This window comes from Brevibacterium sp. NPDC049920 (assembly GCF_040656435.1).
GTDB lineage: Bacteria > Actinomycetota > Actinomycetes > Actinomycetales > Brevibacteriaceae > Brevibacterium > Brevibacterium pityocampae.
The window spans coordinates 23,697-45,948 of record NZ_JBFAMF010000004.1 but is presented as its reverse complement, the minus strand read 5'-3'; the positions used below and the strand labels follow the sequence as shown (position 1 = coordinate 45,948).

The 22,252-nt window shown below is 72.3% G+C and carries 19 protein-coding genes; 8 read left to right on the top strand and 11 right to left on the bottom strand.

Translation table 11 applies throughout. The features are described 5' to 3' along the window. Positions 1 to 145 precede the first annotated feature (145 nt). Together AB0I45_RS04800 and AB0I45_RS04795 are read left to right on the top strand one after the other, a co-directional pair. Complete coding sequence (locus AB0I45_RS04800) at positions 146 to 2,746, top strand: hypothetical protein (protein WP_360317155.1); 2,601 nt, start codon at positions 146 to 148, stop codon at positions 2,744 to 2,746. Positions 2,747 to 2,749: 3 nt separating this feature from the next. After that, positions 2,750 to 3,601 carry a lytic murein transglycosylase gene (locus AB0I45_RS04795; protein ID WP_345029030.1) on the top strand — a complete coding sequence of 284 codons (852 nt, stop codon included), beginning with the start codon at positions 2,750 to 2,752 and terminating at the stop codon, positions 3,599 to 3,601. Positions 3,602 to 3,704: 103 nt separating this feature from the next. Here the strand turns inward: AB0I45_RS04795 and AB0I45_RS04790 are convergent, their stop codons facing one another. Continuing rightward, the gene (locus tag AB0I45_RS04790) at positions 3,705 to 4,520 is read right to left on the bottom strand and encodes a hypothetical protein (protein WP_137318471.1); all 816 of its coding nucleotides are present in this window, start codon (positions 4,518 to 4,520) and stop codon (positions 3,705 to 3,707) included. A gap of 245 nt (positions 4,521 to 4,765) precedes the next feature. Between AB0I45_RS04790 and AB0I45_RS04785 the strand changes: the two genes are divergently transcribed. Together AB0I45_RS04785 and AB0I45_RS04780 are read left to right on the top strand one after the other, a co-directional pair. Continuing rightward, complete coding sequence (locus AB0I45_RS04785; RefSeq protein ID WP_137318470.1) at positions 4,766 to 5,308, top strand: peptidylprolyl isomerase; 543 nt, start codon at positions 4,766 to 4,768, stop codon at positions 5,306 to 5,308. 52 nt (positions 5,309 to 5,360) lie between these two features. Next, positions 5,361 to 6,179 (top strand): rhomboid family intramembrane serine protease, encoded by an 819-nt coding sequence (locus tag AB0I45_RS04780; protein WP_345029027.1) that lies wholly within the window; start codon positions 5,361 to 5,363, stop codon positions 6,177 to 6,179. 102 nt (positions 6,180 to 6,281) lie between these two features. Here AB0I45_RS04780 and AB0I45_RS04775 read toward each other — a convergent pair whose 3' ends face one another. Beyond that, complete coding sequence (locus AB0I45_RS04775) at positions 6,282 to 6,926, bottom strand: hypothetical protein (RefSeq protein ID WP_137318469.1); 645 nt, start codon at positions 6,924 to 6,926, stop codon at positions 6,282 to 6,284. After that, positions 6,923 to 7,882, bottom strand: a complete 960-nt coding sequence (locus AB0I45_RS04770) for a cell division protein CrgA (RefSeq protein ID WP_345029026.1) — start codon at positions 7,880 to 7,882, stop codon at positions 6,923 to 6,925. The genes AB0I45_RS04775 and AB0I45_RS04770 overlap by 4 nt, the downstream gene beginning before the upstream one ends. 145 nt (positions 7,883 to 8,027) lie before the next feature. On the opposite strand from AB0I45_RS04770, the gene AB0I45_RS04765 reads away from it, so the two are divergent. The 4 genes from AB0I45_RS04765 to AB0I45_RS04750 are packed head-to-tail and all read left to right on the top strand — an operon-like array spanning position 8,028 to position 10,796. Continuing rightward, positions 8,028 to 8,744, top strand: coding sequence for a DUF881 domain-containing protein (locus AB0I45_RS04765; protein WP_345029024.1), 717 nt, complete (start codon positions 8,028 to 8,030; stop codon positions 8,742 to 8,744). Next, positions 8,744 to 9,973, top strand: a complete 1,230-nt coding sequence (locus tag AB0I45_RS04760) for a class E sortase (RefSeq protein ID WP_345029023.1) — start codon at positions 8,744 to 8,746, stop codon at positions 9,971 to 9,973. Before AB0I45_RS04765 ends, AB0I45_RS04760 begins: the two co-directional genes overlap by 1 nt. After that, on the top strand, positions 9,973 to 10,146 hold the full coding sequence (locus tag AB0I45_RS04755) for a hypothetical protein (RefSeq protein ID WP_175406846.1): 174 nt from the start codon (positions 9,973 to 9,975) through the stop codon (positions 10,144 to 10,146). Before AB0I45_RS04760 ends, AB0I45_RS04755 begins: the two co-directional genes overlap by 1 nt. After that, complete coding sequence (locus AB0I45_RS04750) at positions 10,143 to 10,796, top strand: gamma-glutamyl-gamma-aminobutyrate hydrolase family protein (protein WP_137318465.1); 654 nt, start codon at positions 10,143 to 10,145, stop codon at positions 10,794 to 10,796. Before AB0I45_RS04755 ends, AB0I45_RS04750 begins: the two co-directional genes overlap by 4 nt. Before the next feature lie 146 nt (positions 10,797 to 10,942). Here the strand turns inward: AB0I45_RS04750 and AB0I45_RS04745 are convergent, their stop codons facing one another. The 8 genes from AB0I45_RS04745 to AB0I45_RS04710 form a co-directional block, all read right to left on the bottom strand. Beyond that, on the bottom strand, positions 10,943 to 11,719 hold the full coding sequence (locus AB0I45_RS04745; protein ID WP_345029021.1) for a hypothetical protein: 777 nt from the start codon (positions 11,717 to 11,719) through the stop codon (positions 10,943 to 10,945). A gap of 102 nt (positions 11,720 to 11,821) precedes the next feature. Further along, a complete protein-coding gene (pknB, locus tag AB0I45_RS04740; protein WP_345029019.1) occupies positions 11,822 to 13,822 on the bottom strand; it encodes a Stk1 family PASTA domain-containing Ser/Thr kinase in 2,001 nt (666 codons plus the stop codon). After that, positions 13,819 to 15,669, bottom strand: coding sequence for a protein kinase (locus AB0I45_RS04735; protein ID WP_345029017.1), 1,851 nt, complete (start codon positions 15,667 to 15,669; stop codon positions 13,819 to 13,821). Before AB0I45_RS04735 ends, pknB begins: the two co-directional genes overlap by 4 nt. A 17-nt stretch (positions 15,670 to 15,686) precedes the next feature. Next, positions 15,687 to 17,156, bottom strand: a complete 1,470-nt coding sequence (locus AB0I45_RS04730; protein ID WP_137318461.1) for a penicillin-binding protein 2 — start codon at positions 17,154 to 17,156, stop codon at positions 15,687 to 15,689. Continuing rightward, on the bottom strand, positions 17,153 to 18,817 hold the full coding sequence (locus AB0I45_RS04725; protein ID WP_345029014.1) for an FtsW/RodA/SpoVE family cell cycle protein: 1,665 nt from the start codon (positions 18,815 to 18,817) through the stop codon (positions 17,153 to 17,155). The genes AB0I45_RS04730 and AB0I45_RS04725 overlap by 4 nt, the downstream gene beginning before the upstream one ends. After that, positions 18,817 to 20,487, bottom strand: a complete 1,671-nt coding sequence (locus AB0I45_RS04720) for a PP2C family serine/threonine-protein phosphatase (protein ID WP_345029012.1) — start codon at positions 20,485 to 20,487, stop codon at positions 18,817 to 18,819. The genes AB0I45_RS04725 and AB0I45_RS04720 overlap by 1 nt, the downstream gene beginning before the upstream one ends. Then, entirely contained in the window at positions 20,484 to 21,023 is a 540-nt protein-coding gene (locus AB0I45_RS04715) for an FHA domain-containing protein (RefSeq protein ID WP_345029010.1), read from the bottom strand. The genes AB0I45_RS04720 and AB0I45_RS04715 overlap by 4 nt, the downstream gene beginning before the upstream one ends. Further along, positions 21,020 to 21,853 (bottom strand): DUF3662 and FHA domain-containing protein, encoded by an 834-nt coding sequence (locus AB0I45_RS04710; protein ID WP_345029008.1) that lies wholly within the window; start codon positions 21,851 to 21,853, stop codon positions 21,020 to 21,022. Before AB0I45_RS04710 ends, AB0I45_RS04715 begins: the two co-directional genes overlap by 4 nt. Between the last annotated feature and the right edge of the window lie 399 nt (positions 21,854 to 22,252).

The following is a 22,252-nucleotide window of genomic DNA, read 5'->3' as shown; positions in this document are numbered from 1 at the left end:
CTGGTGGCGGCTCGGGACGGGCGGGTGTCCACCAACGGCAACCCGCACGATGCCTGCTGTTAGTATTCAAGTCACCCGTACCAGATTGGCTCGAAGGCTGAGCCACCCACCCCCTCGATACCCCTCGAAAGTGAGCACCGGCGCTGTGACTCGCCTCCCCGCATCATTGTCCCGTGCCCTGACGGGCGCGCTCGCCGCTGCTCTCGTGCTGCCCGGAGCCGTCGTCGGCCTGCCTGTTCAGGCGCTCACCCCGGGACCGAGCGCGCAGCCCGAGCCCTCCGCGGAGGGCACCGATCCGACCGCACCACCGACCGGCGACGAGCCGGGCGGCCGGGACGAGCCGGGCGGGAACGATCCCGACGGGGACGAACCGGGCGGGGACGAGGGCGCCGAGAAGTCCGAAGTCAGGGTCGCCGAGTTCCCCGAGGACGCGCGGTTCGTCCTCAACGACGGGAAGTACCGCAGCTCCATCCTCACCCTCCGCAATGGGGACGATGAGGCCCAGGGCCCGGTGTTCAGGATCCCCTCCGACGATTCCGGGACTCCCGAACCCGAGGAGCCCGGTGACGATCCCTCGGACCCCGAGGACGATCCCCGGATCCCCGATGACGTCATCGCCTACAGCGCCGCCGACCTCGGAGTGGACTTCGCCCACGACGGCTCCGCCGCGGCCGGCCTCGATCAGCCCTACACCTTCGCCGTGACGGCGATCTCCGGGGGTCGGCTCACGATCACCGGCAGCGACGAGCGGATCAACGGCGGGGCGGACACGACGCTCGTCGACGTCGGTCCGGAGGACACTGACGAACGGTGGGCATTCGACGTCGATCATGCCTTCTCCACCACGTGGAATCTCGAGCCGGATCGGGGGATCGGCGGCGAGGTTCCCGAGGGGCCCGGCACCGACGACCCCGAGACGGACCCGGACGACCCGGGCACCGAGGATCCCGGCAACGAGGAGCCGGACCCCGGAGACGAGGAGCCGCCGTCCGAGGTGATCCCGCCTCTGGACGACGAGACCGCGCCGATCATGTGCGTGGCGCTCGAATCCCGCTCGACCGATGAGCACGGGGGGACCCTGCCGACCGGGGAGACCGCACGGACAGTGCTGACCTTCGCATTCGGCGAGGGACCCGTGACGGAGACCTGCGCGAATGATCCGGCGAGCTGGCCCGGCGGGGCGACCGCCTCGACCGGGGAACCCGCGTTCTTCCCCGGAGACGCCTCGGTCGACGTCGACTGGACCGAGGACCGCTCCGGAGACTTCCACCCCGGTCCCGGGCTCGACCTCTCGGGCCCCGCAGAGGGCGTCTGGGCCGGCATCCGATTCGAGCTGTACAAGGCTCCTGAGAACGGCGCGGTGACCTACCGCAACTCCTCTCTCGGGGGCCCTGGGCCCGAGGACGAGCCGTGGTTCCACGCGAACGGCTACACCGAACGCCGATTCACCGCTGCCCATCCCTCGGGACAGAACTACCGCGCCCTGCCCTCGCGTGATGCCCACGCGTCCTGGCAGTTCACCGAATCCGGCACCTATTGCGTGGCGGCAGGTGTCCGGGCCTATGACGAGGACGACGCGGATGCAGGACCGCTCGAGGTCACCCCGGAGATCCTCCGCTTCACCGTCGGAGACGACGCCGATACGAGCGTCGACTGCGAGGACGGTGCCCCCGAGACCATCGAGATCCCCGCTCCGGGGGACGGCGAAGGGCCCACCGACGGGATCGCGCCCCCGGGGGACAACGCCAACGGCAAGATCCCCGCGCGTGGGATGGAACCGCCCGCCGGCCCGGGCGAGGGCGGGATCCGTGCCCGCGACGGCGCCGGAGACGGCGGGATGCGAGCTCCGGGAGACGGAGGAGGCCCGGGCGCCTCGGCGACCCCGTCCCCGACTCCGAGCACACCGGCGACGCGGATCCAGCAGGCACCGCCGCTGATCCAGCAGTGCCCGGTCGAGGCCACCGGCACCCAGCAGGTGCGCAGCGGCCGGATCGACATCCGGGCTGCGAGCACCGACGACGGACTCACCGGCGGCTTCACCGACCTGCGCGGGGCGGAGCCGCGCACCCTCGACTCCGCGGTCTCCGTCGTCATCCCCTCGACCTCCTCGCGCTCGCTCGGTTTCGAGACCGGCGAGCTCGGACCGGCAGGGACGACGATCTGGTCCACCGCGCTCGGCGTGGGAACCTCGGTGCCGCGGATCGGCTGGGACTTCCGGGAGCTCGCTCCCGATGAAGCCGGGGGCACCGTCACCCTTTCCGTCGGGCGGGTCGAGGGGCCTGGCGACTTCGCGATCCTCGACGGCGGCGCCGGCAACATCCTCGCCGACGCATCGACCCCGCTCACGGCGGAGACCGGCCAGCAGGGCACCGCCGCCTTCGCCTTCAACCGGCCCGGCGACTACACGGTGACCTTCGACATCGCCGCAGAGTCCGAGGACGGGGAGAGCCTGGGCGAGACGAGCGTGAAGATGGACTTCGTCGTCGCGGACACGAACTCCGTCGTCGGCAGCTCGCCGCTCATCCGCGCCCTCGTCACCGAATGCGCCGGGATGAACCTCCACGGCCAGTTCGCCGGATTCTCCGATTCCGGACCGAATGCACAGACCGCACCCGAGGCCACCGATCCCCAGTCGGAGGACGTGCTCGGGGACCAGTGGTGGCTCGTCGCGGGAATCGGGTTCGGTCTCGCCTGCCTGCTCGCCATCGCGGTCCTCGTGGTGCTCATGCGCGAAGGGAGGCGGTGAGCGATGACCCGGGCGACCAAGATCTTCATCGCCGTGGCCAGCGTGCTCGCGCTCGTCCTCGGGATCGGCTCCGCCGCTCTCATGCTCCGGCTCGCCTCACAGCCCGGCGTGGCCTCGGAGCCCGGGGACAGCCCGGCTTCGCCGCCACCGATCGCTCAAGCGCCGCCGGCACCGTCCGCGGGACCTATCGGGCCCACGGAACCGGCGGACAGCATGGACGCGAGTTCGGTGGACTCTGCGTGGCTCGCATCCACCGCGCAGAGCACCGGGATCCCCGAGCGCGTGCTGCAGGCGTACGTCGCCGCCGGGGTATGGGCGGAGAAGAACCGCAACGGGTGCCGCCTGGGGTGGAACACCATCGCCGCGATCGGCTCCGTCGAGACGAACCACGGGCGCTACGAGGGGTCGAGCGTGCAACCCGACGGGACCCTCGACACCCCGATCATCGGCGCGCAGCTCAATGGCATGGGTGTCGCACAGATCGACGACACCGACGAGGGACGCCTCGACGGCGACGACGAATACGATCGGGCCGTCGGGCCGATGCAATTCATCCCCGACAGCTGGAACCGTCACGGACTCGACGCCAACGGCGACGGGGTCAAGGACCCGAACAATATCGACGACGCGGCGATGACGACTGCGTCCTACCTGTGTGTGGCCGGCGACATGGGGACTGCACCCGGCTGGGAGCGTTCCGTCCTCAGCTACAACAACTCGCTCGACTACGTCTCCAAGGTCTACAACGCCGCGGTGCTCTACGCGCGCTCGGTCGATCCCGGCGCACCCGCCCCGCCCGCCCAGACGGTCCCGGTGGCGACGCCGCCGGCGCCCGGGCGCATCCCGGGACAGTGAATAGCGGATGCCCCGCGGTCGTCGACCGCGGGGCATCCGCTCAACTGCTCCTCAGGTCCTCAGGCCCTCAGGCCCTCAGGGGCGCCTGCGCCCGGTGGAGGCCTCAGTGCTTCGGGGCGTCGGAATCCGTGTCCGAGCCGACCGTGTCCGCGTCCGCGGAATCCGGGTCGGCGGTGACGTCGGTGCTCGCCTCGGCCTTGGCGGCCGGAACGGGGGCCTCGGTCACCGTCGGGGTGACGGCGGTCTGCTGCGAGGCCGGGACCGAGCCCACGGGGCGGGCGTCGGCCGGACGGTTGGCCGGCAGCGGGGTCGACCACGGGTCCTCGACCGGCTGCGCCTTCTTCCACACGTAGTACGCGATACCGGCGAGGCCGCCGATCGCGAGGATCCACACGAGCGCGGAGCCGAAGCCGCCGGACTTCTTGGCCTGCGTGCTCTTGGTGATGTCCTTGCTCGCGCGGGCCAGGGCCTTGCGGGCCTTCTTCACGGCCTTCTTGTCGCCGGTCACGCGGACGGCGAGGTCGTCGACGAACTTGGGCGTCTGCGCGGTGGCGAGCAGGCCGGCCGCGCTCGCGGCCACGGCCCCGGCGCGCTCGGTGGCCTGCGGGGCGATCTCGTCGGTGAACCGGTGGCGGGCGTCGTCGAAGCGCGCCTGGCCTTCGGCGGAGAGGTGGTCGAACTGCGAGCGGCCCTGCTTGCCGAGCTCCTCGAGCCGGGGGCGCAGCTGGTCGTTGAGGCGATCCACGCGCGGGCGCACCTGCGAGGCCGCGTCCTGGAGCTTGACCGAGGCGTCGCGCAGGCGGGGCGCGGCGGCGTCGATCGCGTTGGCCGAGCCCTGGCGCACCACATCGCTCACCGCGTGCACGACGTCGGCGACTTCGTCCTTGATGGTCTTGGGCTGGGTCTTGCGCTTGAACATCTCACCCTCCGATACGGCGGAGCCGTTGGTTGATCCGAACGGTGCTGCCGTCTGCGCGCTGACCGCGCGCAGGGTCCGGCAGTGCTCACCGTGTGTCGTCCCCTCCATTCTAGGGCCTCGCCCGGAACCGGCGACGCCGGGCCGTCCCGATTTGCCTGGGCATTCGCACAGGATCGGGTCCGAGGTGCGTGCGGGGACCCGGATCCGGGAGCGGCCCCCGGCCCCCGTCGTGGAACAATGGGGGCATGACGATTGCAACGCAGCAGGCGATCCTGCACACCAACAAGGGCGACGTGACTCTCAACCTCTTCGGCAACCACACGCCGAAGACCGTCGCGAACTTCACCGAGCTCGCCACCGGCGCCCGCGAGTTCGAGGACCCCAAGACCGGCGACAAGGTCTCCCGTCCGTTCTTCGACGGCCTCGGCTTCCACCGGATCATCCCCCAGTTCATGATCCAGGGCGGCTGCCCGCTCGGCACCGGCACCGGCGGCCCGGGCTACACCTTCGACGACGAGATCCACCCCGAGCTCCAGTTCGACCGCCCCTACCTCCTCGCCATGGCGAACGCCGGCAAGCGCATGGGCAAGGGCACCAACGGCTCGCAGTTCTTCATCTCGACCGTGCCCACCCCGTGGCTCAACGGCAACCACACGATCTTCGGCGAGGTCGCCGACGACGCCTCCAAGCAGGTCGTCGACGCGATCGAGGGCGTGCAGGTGGGCCCGGGCGACCGCCCCGTCGAGCCCGTCGTCATCGAATCCGTCGAGGTCCTCCCCGCGTCCTGACCGCCCGGCCGCCCGCGGCATGCGTCGCGGGCGCCCCAGCGTCACCGATCCGATGGCGGACGAACCCAGCACCCCGGAGACCCCGGACAGCACGCCGGCAGGCGAGCCGTCCGGGGTCCCGTCGTCCCCCCGGGTCCCGAACTCCCCGGGCCTCCCCGCCCCCGCCGAGGCGCCCGCCGGCTCCGGGCACCCGGCCGCCGGTCCGCGCGCCCACGTCACGCATGTGCTCATGGGTCTCATCGGCGCGGTCTTCCTCCTCCAGTACATCCCTCCGCTCGGGCTGCTCGAGCGGTTCGGCTTCATGCCGGCGCTCGCCGCCGAGCAGCCGTGGCGGATGCTCACCCACGCCTTCATCCACTCCCAGCCCTCGCCGCTGCACGTCGGCTTCAACCTGCTCGCGCTGTTCTTCTTCGGCAGCTTCCTCGAACGGGCGATCGGGCACGTGCGCTTCGCCGTGCTCTACGTCCTCGGCGCGCTCGGCGGGGCGGTGTGCGTGCTCGTGCTCGCCGACCCGACGAGCCCGGCATCGTGGTTCGCCCTCCACGTGGGCGCCTCGGGGGCGGTGTTCGCGCTCGTCGGCGCCCTCCTCACCCCCACCCGGGAGCTCGACCGGAACCTCGGCGGGGTGCTCGCGCTCGTCGCGCTCAACGCCGCGATCCCGCTCGTCGAGCCGAACATCTCATGGGAGTCGCACCTCGGTGGGCTCATCACCGGCTTCCTGCTCGGCTGCGCCGCCCTGCTCCCGCCGCCGCGCCGCCGCCCGCTCGTGTTCGGGGTCGCGGCGCTCCTCATGGTCGCGGTGCTCGCCGGGCTCACCGTGCTCAAGCTCCTCGCCGTGGCGTCGCTGCCGCCGGCGCTGTCGACGTTCTGAGGGTCACCGGCGGGCCGCCGGGTCGGGCTGTCGGTGCGCCGCCGAGTCGGGCGATCGGCGCGCTGCCCCGGGCACCCGGGGTCTCGCCGCCGGCGGGAGGCGTCAGGTGTGCTCGCTCGCCATCGGGTCGGCCGGGCCGAGGAGGCGGGCGGCGAGGCGGAGGAACAGCTGGGTGACGGGCCCGATCCCGAAGGCGTAGAGCACCGAGCCGACGAAGAACACGCCGCCGAGCAGCCAGCCGACGGCGATGACGACGACCTCGATGCAGGAGCGGACCACCGTGACCGAAGCACCGGTGCGCTGCACGAGACCGGTCATGAGACCGTCGCGGGGGCCGGGACCGAAGTTCGGGATGATGTAGAGCACCGTGGCCAGCCCGTTGAGCACGATGCCGGCGCACATGAGCAGGATCTGCGCCCACAGCACCTGCGGGCGGTCGACGACGAGCAGCGTGAGGTCGATGAACACGCCGACGAGCAGGGCGTTGGAGATCGTGCCGAGGCCGGGGCGCTGGCGCAGCGGGATCCAGGTGAGGAGCACGAGGATCGACACGATGATGCCGACGACGCCGATGGTCAGCGGCACGTGGAGCGAGATGCCCTGGTGGAGGACGTCCCAGGGCATGTTGCCCAGGCCGGCGGCGATCATCAGGCCGCCGGAGAAGCCGTAGAGTGCGAGGCCCCCGAACAGTGCGAGCAGTCGGACCGGCAGCGGATGCTGAGCGAGCAGCCGGAAGCCGGAGCTCATCGCCAGCGGGTCGACATGATGAGTCCGGCGACGAGGATCGCGAAGCCGGCGACGAGGTTCCAGTTGCCCCAGGCCTCGACGGGCCAGCTGCCGCCGGTGATGTAGAACACGACGAGCCAGGCGAGCCCGAGCAGCAGGATGCCGACCATGACCGGCGCGAACCAGCGCGGGTTCGGCTTGATCGTCTGGCTCGTCCCGCTCGAGGTGTAGGTCGAGGTCTTGCGGGTCGTCGAGCGCTTGGCCGGGTTGCCCGAGCGCGAGGTGCGCTTGGGGGAGTCCTCGCCGGTCTTCTTCCCGGCCTTCTTCGCCTCGGCATCCGCCTTCGAGGTCTTCGCGGCGGAGGCGGCGGACTTCTTCGTGCCGGCGGCGCCCGCGGCCGCGGATGTGCGGGATATCCTCTTCCCGGCGGTCTTCCGGCCGGCCGACTTCGCCGCGGCAGCGTCGTCGGTCTGCTCCGCGGACTTCCCGGTCGACTTCGTCCCGGTCGAATTCGCGGTGGCCGACTTCGCCGTGGACGCGGTCTTCCCGGTCTTCGCGGTGCTCTTCCCTGCCGACGCGGTCTTCCCCGCCTTCGCCGCGGACTTCCCTGCGGACTTCGCGCCGGCCGCCGTCGACCCGGTCGCGGCATCGTCCGTGTCGGCATCATCCGCGTCGGTGCCAGCAGTGTCGGAGTCCGCAGCGTCGGCCTCGGAGTCCGTGCCATCGGCGTCGAGATCGTCCGCGGCGGGCTCGTCGGCGAGGTCCGCGTCCGCGGTCACCACGACGACGTCGTCCTCGGTCACCTCGGCCCCGGCGGCATCCGTCGACTCCGCAGTCGCCTCGGACTCGGTGAGCTCGGACTCGGTGAGCTCGGTGTCGGTGCTCTCCGGCTCGGTCGCCGCGGGTCGCTTCGCAGAGTCCGCCGCGGAATTCCGCGAGGTCCGGTGAGCTTTGCTGGCACGGCTCGGCTTGGCCACGTTACTCCTCTGTCGGGCGGCGGACCCCGCGCACGCGCGTGCGACTTGGGGACCCCCGGCACCGGTCGGTACATTGGTTCCTCAGGGCAATCATGCAAAGTGTACTCGTCCGCGCCGTTCGCGCGCATATCCCGAAAGTTCACCGATGACCACGCTGGCCGCGCGCACCGCCGTCTTCGTCGTGCTCGTGCTGTGCGGACTCCTCATGACGACGTCGGCCCGGGTGGCCGACGGCACCCAGCTGCGCAACGAGACCTCCTCCCTGTCCGACATCGTCGCGCAGCGCTCGCAGAGCAACGAGGAGCTCCAGCAGCTCATCAGCGAGCGGCGAGCCTCGATCGAGGAGCTCGAGAAGAGCGCCGCGGGCGGGGACAGCGGGGTGGAGGAGGCCCAGAGCGCTGCCGAGGGCCTCGCCGTCGCCGCGTCGACAGCGGCGACCACCGGCCCCGGGCTCTCCGTCACGCTCGACGACGCGCCCCCGGAGTCCGCGGGCATCGACGGCGCCACCGCCAACGACCTCATCATCCATCAGCAGGACCTCGAGGGCGTGATCAATGCGCTGTGGGCCGGCGGCGCGCAGGGGATCTCCGTGCAGGGCCAGCGCATCGTCTCCACCTCCTCGGTCAAGTGCGTGGGCAACACCCTGCGGATCAACGCCCGCGTGTTCTCCCCGCCCTACACCGTCGAAGCGGTCGGGGACCAGGAGGCGCTCAGCGCAGCGCTCGAGGCGTCTCCCGCGGTGACCGTCTACCGGTCCTACGCCGAGCGTCTAGGATTGGGCTGGAAAGTCGAGTCGGGGCCGATCACGCTGACGGAGTATGCGGACTCCCTCGAGGTGGACCAGGCGAAGGTGAAGCAGTAGTGGACGAACCCCTGACGCGGCGGGAGCGCAAGGCGCGCGAAGCCGCAGCCCGGGCGCAGGCCGAGGCCGGAGAGGCCCCGGCGCAGCCCGCGGCCCCCGCGAGCCCCCGGCCGATGATCCGCCCCGCCCAGCGCACCTCGACCGGGCGCGGCGACGGCCACCCCGGCGGGCAGTCCGGATATTCTCCGTCCGGCCCGGTCGGAGGAGCCTCGTCGTGGGGCGCGCCGCCGTCCGGCACGCCGCGCCCCACCATCGCGCAGCCGCACGTTCCGCAGTCCGGGCACCCGCAGTCCGGTGGCCACCATTCCGGCGCCCCAGCGCCCGGCGCCCCGGCGCCCGATGTCCGCTACTCCGACCCGCGCTCCGCCGTCGCCGCCGCCTTCGCCGAACCCATCGCGACCCGCCGGGACCCGCACCCGGCGGACGACGGCACCGGGCACCTCGACGAGGGCCCCGGTGAGCGCAGCCGCTCCGCACGGGGCTCCGGCGAGCGCGAGCCGCTCGGTGTGGTGCGCGGGACAGTGCGCACCTTCGGCGAGCTGTGCATCACCGCCGGCCTCGTCCTCATCCTCTTCGTCGTGTGGCAGCTGTGGTGGACGGACATCGCAGCGAACGAGGACAACGCCAACCTCGCCGACCAGCTCACGAGCGAATGGGCGGACAATCCGCGCAACGAGCTGCCTCCGGACCCGGAGACCCCCTTCGTCGCCGAGCCCGTCGACATGAACTCGGCGTTCGGGATCGTCTACATCCCGCGCTTCGGCGAGGACTACTACCGCACCATGGCCGAGGGCGTGGCGATGGAGCCGGTGCTCAACCGGATGGGTCTGGGCCGCTACCCGAACTCCGCGATGCCCGGCGAGGTGGGGAACTTCGCGCTCGCCGGCCACCGCGTGACCTACGGCAAGCCGCTCAACCTCATCGCCGAGATGCGCCCCGGCGACGAGATCATCGTGCAGACCGCCGACGGCTTCTACACCTACACCTTCCGCAACTTCGACATCGTGCTGCCCGACGCCACAGAGGTGCTCGCCCCGGTGCCGGACATGCCGGAGTTCAAGGGCAAGGACCGGATCATGACCCTCACCGCGTGCAACCCGATGTTCTCCGCCCGCGAGCGCTACATCGCCTACGCCGAGCTCACCGACTGGCAGCCCGCGGCCGAGGGTGTGCCGGAGAGCCTCGCGGACTCCCCGGCCTTCGAGAAGGCGACGGGGGGCGAGGTCTGATGTACGGACTCATCTGGCGCGCGCTGCCCGGCCCGTGGGCCGTCAAGCTGCTGCTGAGCCTGCTCCTCATCGCCGCGGTCGTCTACCTGCTCATGGAGTACGTGTTCCCCGTCGTCGCGCCCTACATGCCGTTCAACGAGGCGACCGTGACCGAGGACGGGGGCGGGGCGTGAGCGCGCGGATCCTCGTCGTCGACAACTACGACAGCTTCGTCTACACCCTGGTGGGCTACCTCCGGGAGCTCGGCGCGGACACCACGGTGATCCGCAACGACGACGTCACCGACGCCGAGGTGCCCGCCCTGCTCGCAGAGTACGACGGGGTGCTGCTGTCCCCGGGCCCCGGCGTGCCGGCGGAGTCCGGGATCTGCCCCGCCGTGGTGCGCGCCTGCGCCCAGGCTCAGCTGCCGCTGTTCGGCGTGTGCCTGGGCCACCAGACCCTCGCCGAGGTGTTCGGGGCCACCGTCGACCACTCGCCGACCCTCATGCACGGCAAGACCTCGCAGCTCACCCACACCGGGACAGGGATCTTCGCCGGCTGCCGGACGCCGCTCACCGCGACCCGCTACCACTCGCTCGCGATCGTCGACGCGACCCTGCCGACGGAGGTGTTCGAGGTCACCGCGCAGACCGCCGACGGCGTCGTCATGGGCATCGCCCACCGCAGCGCGCCGCTGTCCGGGGTGCAGTTCCATCCCGAGTCCGTGCTCACCGAGGACGGCTACCCGATGCTCGGGAACTTCCTCGCGCAGTGCGGCATGCCCGAGGCGGCGCTCACCGCCCGCGGCCGCTCCCCGATCGCCTCGGCCGGCCTCCACGACTGAGGCGAGCCGCCTCGGCGACGGGGTGCGGCACGATTGACGGCCCCGACCGTTCATCGGCCTGAGCGGACTGTGGGGCTCTTCGCCGAGAGTGGTGGCGTCGATACCACCATTCCTCGCCGGAACCCCCACAGTTGCGCGGCGTACGCTCAGGACCGATCCGGTGAGCCCGGGGTCGCCGCCGCCCGTTCGCGGGCCCAGTCAGCGTGGATCGCGGCGCGGGCGGCGGCGAGGTCGACGTCCGCGAGGTCGCCGACGAGCGTGAGCCGCCCCGATCCCCCGGACATCTCCGGCGGCACGATTGCCATCACCGTGAGCCCGGCGTCCATCGCCGCGGTGATGCCGTCCGAGCCGGATTCCACCGCCACCCCGAACCGCGCGGGGATGCCGAGCTGGTGGACGGCGAGCAGGTGCGCGTACGGGTGCGGGCGGCGCCGGCGGACCTGTTCGGCGGTGAGCAGCACGTGCGGCTGCGGCAGCGCCAGGTGCTCGCTCAGCGCCTCCACCCAGCTGCGGGGCATCGAGGTGAGATAGGCGATCCGGGCATCCGTGGCGGCCGCCCGGGTGAGGAACGCCCGCGCCGCGGGGCAGGCGAGGTCGCCGTCGCGCGCGGTCGCGGACAGCCGGTGGAAGATCCGCATCCGCAGCAGTGCGCTCGTCACGTTCGTCCCGGGCCCGTCTGCGATGACCCGGGCGAGCGCCTCGCTGATGTCGACGAGGTCCCCTGCGGCGAGGGCCAGTGCGAGGGGGTCCGGCAGGGTCCCGGCGGCGAGCTCGGAGCACCCGCAGTCGGCGAGCACCGCGCGGCCCACCCGCTCCCAGACGGTCTCGGCGTCGAACACGACGGAGTCGAGGTACACCGTGAGCATCCAGGGCGGCGCCGGATCCGAGTCGGGTCCGAGCATGTCGAGCGGCCCGGTCATCATCTCGGTGACCCGGGGCGGAGGGGATCCGGTGGGCGGGGGGTCGGCCGGGGGATCGACGGGGAGGGGGGATCGAGGGGGAGTGAGCGTCACGGTCGGCGGGTCCTATCCCCGCCCGTGGCGACCCGGCCGGTCCCGGGCCTCGTCGGGGCGGCCGGGCCGGTCGCGCGCCTCGTCGGATCCGCTGTTGCCCTGGATGCCACCCTGCTCGTCCCCCTCGTCACCCGGGGGCCCCGGGATCGAGGGGAAGGTGGGCACCTCGGCGGTCGGCTCGGCCGGCGGGGGCGTCGGGCTCGGGGACGGCGCCTCCTGCGCCACGGTGATGGTGATCGCCGAACCCTGGCTCACCTCGCCGCCGCCCTCGGTGCTCTGCTCGAACACCTCGCCGGCCGGGTGGTCGGCGGTCTCCGACTCCTCGACGGTGCAGTCGAGCTGGTAGTCCTCGCCCTCGAGGGTCTCGCACGCCTCGTCCTCGGTCATGCCGAGGACGTCGGGGACGTCGACCTTGCCGGTGGAGATCACGAGGTCGACGGTGGAGTCCTTGGCGACCGTGGAGCCGGCGCCGGGCCGGGTCTCGATGACGGTGCCGGCGGCGACGTCGGGGGAGTTCTCGTCGATGTTGCTGCCGGCGGTGAGGCCGGTGTCGCCGATCCGCTGGCGTGCCAGCGATTCGGTGTCGCCGGCGACATCGGGCACCTCGACGGAGTCCGGGCCGGTCGACACGTAGAGCACGATGAGGTCGCCCTCGCTGACCTGGGACCCGGCGGGCGGGTCGGTGCTCACGACGTTGCCCTCGGCGATCTCGTCGTCAGCGGTCTCCTCCCGGTCGACCCGCAGGCCCTCCTGGAGGAGGTACTGCTCGGCGTCGTCCGCGGGCCGGTCGCTGAGGTCGACGAGCTCGAAGGTGACGACCTCGGGCTCCTTGGACATGGTGTAGACGAACAGGCCGAGGCCGGCGAGGACGAGCACGAGCAGCGCGCTGCCCACCCACAGCCAGGTGCGGCTGCGCTGCTCCGGCTCCTCGTCCCGGTCCTCCTCCAGCACGGTGGTCACCGCATTGGTGGTCGGGGGCTGGTCGATCGCCTGTGTGGGCTCGCCGAGCTGGGAGTACGCCATCGTCGCCTCGGTCGGCGGGTTCGCGTACCCCGGTGCGGCGCCGGCGCCGAGCGCGGCACCGGCCGCTCCGCCGGCGAGCGCCCCGGGCACGGCGCCGAACGCCTGCGTGGCGGCGTCGTCGCCGTCGATGCTCAGCGGCCGCCCGTCGCGGGCGGCGAGCACGTCCTCGCGGAAGGTGTGCGCGTCCTGGTAGCGGTCGTTCCGGTCCTTCTGGAGGGCGTGGAGGAGCAGCCGGTCGACGGCCGGGGGCAGCTCGGGCTCGTGGTGCGAGGGCGCCTTGGGGTCCTCGCCGACGTGCTGGTAGGCGACCGCGAGCTGGGAGTCGCCGACGAACGGCGGCCGGCCGACGAGCAGCTCGTAGAGGAGACAGGCGGTCGAGTAGAGGTCGGAGCGGGCGTCGACGATCTCGCCGCGCGCCTGCTCGGGCGACAGGTACTGCGCGGTGCCGACGACCGACTGGGTCTGGGTCAGGCTGCCGGTGTCCTCGAGGGCACGGGCGATCCCGAAGTCCATGACCTTGATGTCGCCCTCGGGGGTGAGCATGACGTTGCCGGGCTTGATGTCGCGGTGGACGATCCCGTTGCGGTGGCTGTAGTCGAGCGGGGCGAGCACACCGGCGGTGACGTCGAGGGCCTCGCGCACCGTGAGCCGGCCGTGCTCGGTGAGCACCTGGCGCAGGGTCAGGCCCTCGACGTACTCCATGACGATGAAGGGGACGTGGACGACATCCCCGCCGGACTCGACGAACTCCTGCTCGCCGGAGTCGTAGACGGCGACGATCCCGGGGTGGTTGAGGCTCGCTGCGGACTGCGCCTCGCGCTTGAGGCGGGCGTGGAACGAGGGGTCGCGGGCGAGGTCGGAGCGCAGCAGCTTGATCGCCACGCGCCGACCCAGGCGGGTGTCGATGCCCGCGTGGACCTCGGCCATCCCGCCGCGGCCCAGCAGCTCCCGGACCTCGTAGCGCCCGGACAGCATCCGCACGTCGTTCATCGGGTGCCTCCAGCGGGGCCGGGCAGGCCGGCCGGGGAGGTGCCGGCTCCGGCGGTCACGGTGTCGACGAGCGCACCGGCCGGGAACGAGGCGCCCTGCCCCTGATTGCCCTGGCCCTGGTTGCCCTGGCCGCCGCCGAGGCCGGGGTCGTCCTCGCCCTGGCCGCCGCCCTCGTTGCCGCCGCCTTCGTTGCCGCCGCCGTTGTTCCCGCCGCCGTTGCCGTTGTTCCCGTCCTCGGATCCGCCGCCGTCACCGGGGTCGGTGTCCTCCTCCGGTGCGGGCGCCTCCTGGGTGGGGCGCTCCGGGGCCTGGGTGGGGCGCTCCGGGGCCTGGGTGGGCTGCTCGGGGGCGTCCTGGGTGGGCTGCTCCTCCGGCTCCGGCGCCTCGGCCGGGCCGCCGGAGATCTCGAGGGTGACGGTGTCGCCGGCGGAGAACTCGTAGCCGTCGTTGCCGCGGCGCACTCCGTCGACGGTGCCCTCGGAGCGCGAGGACTCGACGGTGACCGTCTCGACATTCAGCCCGAGGTCCTCGAGATTGCGGGTCGCGGTGCTCTCGCTCTGCCCGATGTAGTCGTCGGGGTCGATGGTGATCGTGTCCTCGGTGGGCTCCGCGGAGGCGGTCGGGGACTCGCCGGGTCCCGGCTCCTCGTCGCCGCCGCCGAGGAACAGCCACAGGATCCAGCCGAGGCCGAGCAGCGCGAGGACGACGAGGATCGTGATGACGATCGCGGGGGTCTTCGACTTCTTCGGCTCCTCGTCCTCCGGGGCGAGCTCGTCGGTGCGCTGCTGGGCGCTCGCCGCGATCATCGGATCGTGGTAGCTGTGCGCTCCCGTCTGCGCGGGGTCGCCGGACCAGTCGTTCTGCGGGTGCCCGGCGGAGTGAGCGGCACCGGCCCCCGCGGCGGCGCCCAGACCGGCACCAGCCGCGGCCGCCCCGGCGGCGGGCATGACGCGGGTGGCGGAGTCGTCCTGGTTGAACACGCGGGTCACGGCCTCGCTCGCGGCGTTGCCGCTCACCATCTGCGGGACGGCGGCCTCGGCGGCGGCGACATCCCCGGCGAGCAGTGCGCGGGCGGCGGTCGCCACCTCCTGGCCGCTGTCGGGACGGTCGTCGGGGTTCTTGGCGAGCATCGCGTCGACGAGCCGGCGCACCGGCTCCGACACGGTGTCCGGCAGCGGCGGGTGGTGGCGGTTGACCTGTGCGATCGCGATCTCGACCTGCGACTCCCCGGTGAACGGGCGGACGCCGGCGAGCGCCTCGTACATGATGATGCCGAGAGAGTAGATGTCGGACTTCGGGATCGAGCCCTTGCCCGTGGCCTGCTCCGGGGCGAGGTACTGGGCGGTGCCCATGACCTGCCCGGTCTTGGTCAGCGGCGCTTGGTCGGCGACCCGCGCGATCCCGAAATCGGTGATCTTGACCCGGAAGTCCGGGGTGATGAGGATGTTGCCGGGCTTGACGTCGCGGTGCACCACGCCGGAGCGGTGGGCGGCGTGGAGCGCCTGCGCGGCCTGCGCGCCGACGTCGAGCACGTCGCGCTCGGGCATCCCGCCGTTGCGGTCGAGGATCGCGGACAGCGCCTCGCCGGGCACGTACTCCATGACGAGGTACGGCGAGCCGTTCTCCTCGCCGTAGTCGAACACGCCGGCGATCCCGGGGTCGGAGACCGCTCCCATGCTGCGCGCCTCGGCCCGGAACCGGTCGAGGAACGTCTGGTCGGAGAGGTACTCCTCCTTCATGATCTTCGCGGCGATCTCGCGCGCCAGCACGGTGTCGCGCCCGCGCCACACCTCGCCCATCCCGCCGATCGCGATCCGGCTGGTGAGCTCGTACCGGCCGCCGAGCATGGTTCCTGCGCCTGGTCTCATTCGTTGATCACCGCTTCCATCACAGCTTTCGCAATCGGTCCGGCCACGCGTCCGCCAGAGGCCTGGCTCCCGGCGTTGCCGCCGCTCTCCACCACGACGGCGACGGCGACCTGCGGGTCGTCGGCCGGGGCGAAGGAGGTGAACCACGCGTGGGGCGCGGCACCCTGCGCGTGCTGCGCGGTGCCGGTCTTGGCGGCCACGTCGACCCCGGGGATCTGCGCCGCGGTGCCGGTGCCGTCGTCGACCACGCTGACCATCATGTCGGTGAGCGCGCTCGCGGTGTCCCCGCTGATCGGCCGGGAGAACTCGCGCGGGCTCGGCTCGCTGATGAGGTCGAGCGTGCGCGCATTGCGCACCTGGTCGATGAGCTGGGGGTGCATGAGGGATCCTCCGTTGGCGATCGCCGAGGACACCATCGCCATCTGGAGCGGCGTGGCGCGGACCTCGAACTGGCCGAGCGATGACTGGGCGAGCTGCGGGGGATTCGTGTCCGAGGGGAAGCTCGAGGCGCTGACCTGCAGGGGGATGTCGAAACTCTCCCCGAACCCGAACTTCTGCGCCTGCTCGCTCATCGCGTCCGACCCCAGGGTCATCCCGAGGTCGGCGAACGAGGTGTTGCACGAGTTCTTCAGGGAGTCGGCCAGGGAGACGGTGCCACCGGAGCCGCACGCGCCGCCGCCGGAGTTCGAGATCGTCGCCGTGGTCTGGGGCAGGTCGAGCGTGGCCGGCCCGGACAGCTGGGAGTCCGGGGTGTACTCGCCGGATTCGAGCGCGGCGGCGGCGGTGACGAGCTTGAAGGTCGAGCCCGGCGGGTAGAGGTTGCCGCCGATCGCGCGGTTGTAGGCGGGGTTGTCGTCGTCGGCGATGAGGCGCTCGTAGGCGTTGAGGGCCTCATCGCGGTCGTGCGAGGCGATCGGGTTGGGGTTCCAGCCCGGCGAGGACACCATCGCGAGCACGTCGCCGGTCTTCGGGTCGAGCGCGACGACGGAGCCCTTCTGCCCGCCGAGCGCGTTCCAGGCCGCCATCTGCGCCTCGGGGTCGAGCGTGATCTCGATCGCCGCTCCGGCGGGCTGGCTGCCGGTGAAGATCGAGGAGATCTTGTCGTAGAACAGGGCGTCGTCGGTGCCGGCGAGCAGGCCGTTCTCCGTCTTCTCCAGGCCCGAGGCGCCGGACACGATGGAGAAGAAGCCGGTGACGGGGGCGTAGACCTCCGCCGGCATGCCGTCTGCGCCGTAGGTGCGCTGGTACTCGTAGGTGTCGTCGACGGGCACGGAGTAGGCGACCGGGGTGCCGTCGACGAGGATCGGCCCGCGCTCGCGCGACAGCTCCTCGACGAGGGTGCGGGTGTTGAGCTCGTGATCGCGCAGCGCCTGCGCCTGGAAGTACTGGACGAAGCTCGTCGAGCCGAACAGCAGCGCGAACATCACGAAGCCGACGACGGCGACGTGCTTGAGCGGGTTGTTCATCGCGGGTCACCCCCGTGCTCGGGCTCTCCGTGCTCGGGCGTGGGCTCGGCCCCGTGCTCGGGGGCGGTGCGGTGGGCCGTGGTGGCGACGTCCGCCTCGGGGCCGGGTGCCGCCGCGGGGTGGACGGTGGTGGCGACCTCGGCCTCGGGGTCCCGGGGGTGCCCGTCGGCCGCCTCGGCGCCGGCCGGGTCCGCGGCGTCGCGGTTCCGGAGCCCGCCGAGCAGTCCGCGGGACGGGCTGCGCTGCCCGGCGCGCTCCTCGGGGTCGGTGAGGACGGTGAGGACTCCGGTCTGGAACTCCTCGGCGGGGCGGCGGGCGTAGTCGGAGATCCGCAGCAGCAGCCCGATGATGATCCAGCTGCCGATGAGCGAGGAGCCGCCGGCGGCGAGGAACGGCGTGGTGAGGCCGGTGAGCGGGATGAGCCGGGTGACGCCGCCGATGACGATGAAGCACTGGAGGCAGATGGTGAACGTCAGGCCCACGGTGAGGAGCTTGCCGAAGCCGTCGCGCACGCTCGAGGCGATCTTCATGCCGCGCTGGAACAGGATGAGGTAGAGCATGAGGATCGCGAACAGGCCCACCATCCCCAGCTCCTCGCCGAGCGAGGCGTAGATGAAGTCGGACTCCGCGTACGGCACGACGCTCGGCCGGCCCTCCCCGAGGCCGGTGCCGGTGAGCCCTCCGGAGGCCATGCCGAACAGGCCCTGGACCAGCTGGTAGGAGCCGCCGGGGGTCTTCTCGAACTCCTCGCGGGTGAGCGCGCCGAGCCAGCCGTCGATGCGCTGCTGGACGTGGGTGAAGATCTGCGCGGCGACGAAGGCGCCGAGCGCGAACATGCCGAGACCCAGGAAGATCCACGTCTTCTTGCCGGTGGCGACGTAGAGCATCGCGACGAACAGTCCGAAGAACAGGAGCGAGGTGCCGAGATCGCGCTGGAGGACGAGGATGCCGACGCTCGCCACCCAGGCGATGATGATCGGTCCGAGGTCGCGCAGGCGCGGGAACCGGATGCCGAGGATCTTGGGCCCGGCGAGGACGAGCTGGTCGCGGAAGCTCACGAGGTAGCCGGCGAAGAACACGGCGAGGAGGATCTTGGCGATCTCGCCGGGCTGGAACGAGAACGGGCCGACGTTGATCCAGATCCGGGCGCCGTTGATCGTCGTGCCGAGGCCGGGGACGAGCGGCAGGAGCAGGAACGCGAGCGCTGCGAAGCCGCAGGTGTAGGTGAAGCGCCGGAGCAGCCGGTGGTCGCGGAGGAACACGATGACGAGGCCGGCGAGGATCGAGCCGAGCGTCATCCAGACGAGCTGGGAGGTCGCGGTCGAGGACTCCGTGGCGAGGTCGATCCGATAGATCATCGCCAGCCCGATCCCGTTGAGGAGGATCGCGAGCGGGACGAGCACCGGGTCGGCGTACTTGGCGCGCCACCAGGTGAGGACGTGGAGGCCGAGGCCGAGTGCGGCGAGCCAACCGGTGTACCAGTAGACGTTCGCCGGCACCGTGTCCGCGGCGCCGAGCCCCACGAGGGCGTAGGCGCCGGCGGCGATCACGACGGCGAGGGCGGTGAGCATGAGCTCCGCGAACCGGTAGGGGCGCGGGGCCTGGGAGCGCGCGACGGCGTCCGGGGCGCGCTGCTCGGCCACGGCGGGGGCGTAGGTCATCACGGGCCTCCCGCGGCGTTCGGCTCCTCGGCCGGGGCGGGTGCGGGCGAGGCGGGGTCCGGTGATGCGGGATCCGGGGAGACCGGGGCGTCAGTGACGCCGCCCTGCATCTCGGTGGCGGCATTCGCCGCGGCCTCGTCGCGGAGGGTCTCGACGACCTGGTCGGCGGCGGCGCGGTCCCCGGCGGGGATCGTCGCCTCGAGACGTGACTGCGAGAACGCGGAGAGCTCGTCGACCGGGATGTCGGTGGTCTCGTCGAGGGAGCTGAGCTCGAGCGGGCCCAGCGTCTGCGCGACGCCGCGGTAGATCGCGACCGTGCCGGATTCCTCACCGACGTAGTACTGTCCGCGCACCCAGTTCCAGCCCACGACGCCGGCGATCGCGACGGCGGCGAGCACGAGGATGGTGATGAGGAGGGGCAGCAGGCGCCGGCGCGGACGCTCCTCGGCACCCCAGCCGTCGAGGTCGTCGTCCGGGTGGTGGCCGTCGGTGCGGTCGCGCTCGCCCGGCTGGGCGCGGGTCTCGGCGCGGTCGCGGTGCGCGGCTCCGGGGCATGCTGTCGCGGCGGCGCCGGTGGCAGCGGCGCCGGCGGCAGCGGTGCCGACGGAAGCGGGTGCGGCGGAGTCGGTCGGGATCTCCTGGGTGTCGCCGGTGCGCGCACCCCGGGAGTCCGGGGCACCTCGGCCTCGGCTGCCGTGCTCGTCCCCGCTGTCCTGCCGGCCTCGGGAGCCGTCCTCGTCCGGGGCGGCGCGCTCGGCGCCGACGACGTCGAGCTGCTGGGTGTCGGCGGATTCGTCGACCGTGTCGAGCGGGCCGGTGGGGATGAGCTCGGTGGGCGTGTCGGTGCGGCCGAGCAGGGCGTACTGCGGGTTGGTGCGCACGGAGCCCACGGACTCGCCCGCACCGCGCGCCGCCGCTCCCGCTCCCGCGGCGTCCTCGGGCGCGACGACATCGCCGATGACCACGGTGACGTTGTCGGCGCCGCCGCCGGCGAGGGCGAGGTCGACGAGCCGGTCGCAGCAGGCGCCCGGATCCGCGATGCCGGCGAGCGCCTCCTGGATGTCCTCGATCGAGGCGAAGCCGGTGAGCCCGTCGGAGCACAGCATCCAGCGGTCGCCGAGCCGGGTGTCGCGGAAGGACAGGTCGAGCTCCGGTGCCGAGCCGACGTCGCCGAGCACGCGCATGACGACGGAGCGCTGGGGGTGGGACTCGGCCTCCTCGGGCGTGATCCGACCCTCGTCGACGAGCATCTGGACGAAGGTGTGGTCGTGGGTCACGAGGGAGAGCTCACCGTCGCGCAGCAGGTAGGCGCGGGAGTCGCCGATGTGGGCGAGCGCGAGCCGGTCGCCGGTGCGCAGGAGCGCGGTGACGGTGGTGCCCATGCCGGCGAGCTCGGGCTGCTCGGCGACGCAGGTGGTGATCCGCTCGTTCGCGTCGAGGATCGCCTGGCGGAGCACATCGAGGGCGTCGCTGCCGTGGCCGGGGGCGTCGAGGTCGGACAGGCGGGCGACGGTGATCGCGGAGGCGACATCGCCCCCGGCATGACCGCCCATGCCGTCGGCGACGAGGAGGAGATCGGGTCCGGCGTACCCGGAGTCCTGGTTGTTCTTGCGGACCAGGCCGGTGTTGGAGCGAGCTGCGTGCCGCAGCGTGAAATCCAGGCTGCTCACGGACGAAGCTCCAGGGTGGTGTGGCCGATGGTGACAGGGGTGCCGATGCGCATCTGCACCGGGGAGTGCAGACGCTGGCCGTTGATGAAGGTGCCGTTGGTCGAGCCGAGGTCCTCGACGTACCAGTGGCCGGAATCCGGGACGATCCGCGCGTGGTGGCCCGAGGCGAAGTCGTCCTCGAGGACGACGGTGTTGCCGCCCGCGCGGCCCAGGGTGATCGGCCCGGCGCCGAGCGGGATCACCATCCCGGCGAGGGCGCCGGAGGTCAGGTGGAGCGCGCGCGGGACCGGCGGTGCCTGCTGCTGCGGCGGTGCGGCCCGGGACGGGGGTGCGTGCTGCGGCGCGGCCCGGCCGGGCGGGGGCCCGCCTGCGGGGACCGCCCCGCGCTCTCCCCGGGAGCGGCCGCGGCGGCCGACGCGGTTGCTGCGGCGGGGCCCGAACAGGTCCTGGCGCAGCACTCCGGCGACGAGGAAGACGAAGATCCACAGCAGTGCGAAGAACGCGAAGCGCAGGACCATGACGGTGAACTCGCTCATCGGCCTCCCGTCTCCGTCTCGCGGAACACCACGTCGGTGTCCCCGGCAGTGAGGGTGATGCCGTCGTTCAGGGGCAGCGAGGTGATCCGGCGGCCGTCGACCAGGGTGCCGTTCGTCGAGCCGAGGTCCGTGGCGGTCGCCTGGTCGCCGGAGACGGCGATCTCGAAGTGGCGGCGGGACACGCCGGGGTCGTCGAGGACGATGTCGGCGCTCGAGGAGGAGCGGCCGAACACCGTGGTGCCCTGGGGCAGGTGGGTGAGGCGGCCGCGGATCTCGACGGCGGGCTGGCGGGGGTCCTCGGAGCGGCGGACCGGCGGGGGAGGAGTGGGGGCGGGTGCCTCGGCGGCGCGGAGCTGCCCGCTGTGGGCGTGGACGTAGGCCTCGGGCACGATCGGGTTGGCGCGCGAGGGCGGGTCGTAGCCGCCGCGGTTCTGGGGCTGCGCGGCCGGGGAGCCGTCGGGGCGCTTGGTCGAGGCGCGCACCCGGTACATGCCGGTGTCGAGGTCGTCGGCGGCTTCGAAGGTGACGATGACGGGGCCGATGAAGCTGTATCCCTGCTCCATCGCGTGGTCGCCGACGACCTGCCGGAGGTCGGCGCGGAGCTCGGACTCGATCGGTTCGAGGCGCTCGTGGTCGGACTGCGAGAGCTCGATGATGAAGCTGTTGGCGGTGAGCGTGCGGCCGCGGGACACCACGGCGGCGTGGGTGTCGGTCTCCTTGCGCAGCGCGCCGGCGAGCTCGACGGGCTCGACCTGGGCGCGGAACGCCTTGGCGAAGGCACCATTGACGACGCGCTCGATGCCCTTCTCGAAACGGTCGAGTACGCCCATGGCCTGCCTCCTTCGGTCCGCTGCACCGGTCGCCGAGGCGGCGCCGTCTGCCAACACTGTCAACACTCCATGCTAACGGCAGACTCCCGCGTTGACATGTTCGCACGTGCGCGGGCGGGGATTCCGACAGGGATTGCCGGGCAGCTCCGGGGGAGCTCCGGGCGAATTCCCGGGTGCTTCCTGGGTGGGTGCCGGGGTACGAGTGGGGTGCCCCGCTGCCGGGCGCCCCGCTGCCGGACTGCGCAGTATCCGACGATCGACGCGCAATTGCGCGCTCGGTTCCGGATACCGCGCAGTCGGGCGGCGCGCGGCCCGGGCGGACCGGGTGCGGAGGTCGTGCGCAGCGCGGGATCCGAGAGCGTTCGGGCGGCCCGGAGTCCGGTTCCGACGGCCCGGAAT

Coding starts and splice junctions, on each gene's coding strand:
- AB0I45_RS04795 (WP_345029030.1), top strand. CDS start 2,750: ATGACCCGGGCGACCAAGATCTTCATCGCCGTGGCCAGCGTGCTCGCG.
- AB0I45_RS04790 (WP_137318471.1), bottom strand. CDS start 4,520: ATGTTCAAGCGCAAGACCCAGCCCAAGACCATCAAGGACGAAGTCGCC.
- AB0I45_RS04785 (WP_137318470.1), top strand. CDS start 4,766: ATGACGATTGCAACGCAGCAGGCGATCCTGCACACCAACAAGGGCGAC.
- AB0I45_RS04780 (WP_345029027.1), top strand. CDS start 5,361: ATGGCGGACGAACCCAGCACCCCGGAGACCCCGGACAGCACGCCGGCA.
- AB0I45_RS04775 (WP_137318469.1), bottom strand. CDS start 6,926: ATGAGCTCCGGCTTCCGGCTGCTCGCTCAGCATCCGCTGCCGGTCCGA.
- AB0I45_RS04765 (WP_345029024.1), top strand. CDS start 8,028: ATGACCACGCTGGCCGCGCGCACCGCCGTCTTCGTCGTGCTCGTGCTG.
- AB0I45_RS04755 (WP_175406846.1), top strand. CDS start 9,973: ATGTACGGACTCATCTGGCGCGCGCTGCCCGGCCCGTGGGCCGTCAAG.
- AB0I45_RS04745 (WP_345029021.1), bottom strand. CDS start 11,719: ATGATGACCGGGCCGCTCGACATGCTCGGACCCGACTCGGATCCGGCG.
- pknB (WP_345029019.1), bottom strand. CDS start 13,822: ATGAACGACGTGCGGATGCTGTCCGGGCGCTACGAGGTCCGGGAGCTG.
- AB0I45_RS04735 (WP_345029017.1), bottom strand. CDS start 15,669: ATGCTCGGCGGCCGGTACGAGCTCACCAGCCGGATCGCGATCGGCGGG.
- AB0I45_RS04730 (WP_137318461.1), bottom strand. CDS start 17,156: ATGAACAACCCGCTCAAGCACGTCGCCGTCGTCGGCTTCGTGATGTTC.
- AB0I45_RS04725 (WP_345029014.1), bottom strand. CDS start 18,817: ATGACCTACGCCCCCGCCGTGGCCGAGCAGCGCGCCCCGGACGCCGTC.
- AB0I45_RS04715 (WP_345029010.1), bottom strand. CDS start 21,023: ATGAGCGAGTTCACCGTCATGGTCCTGCGCTTCGCGTTCTTCGCACTG.
- AB0I45_RS04710 (WP_345029008.1), bottom strand. CDS start 21,853: ATGGGCGTACTCGACCGTTTCGAGAAGGGCATCGAGCGCGTCGTCAAT.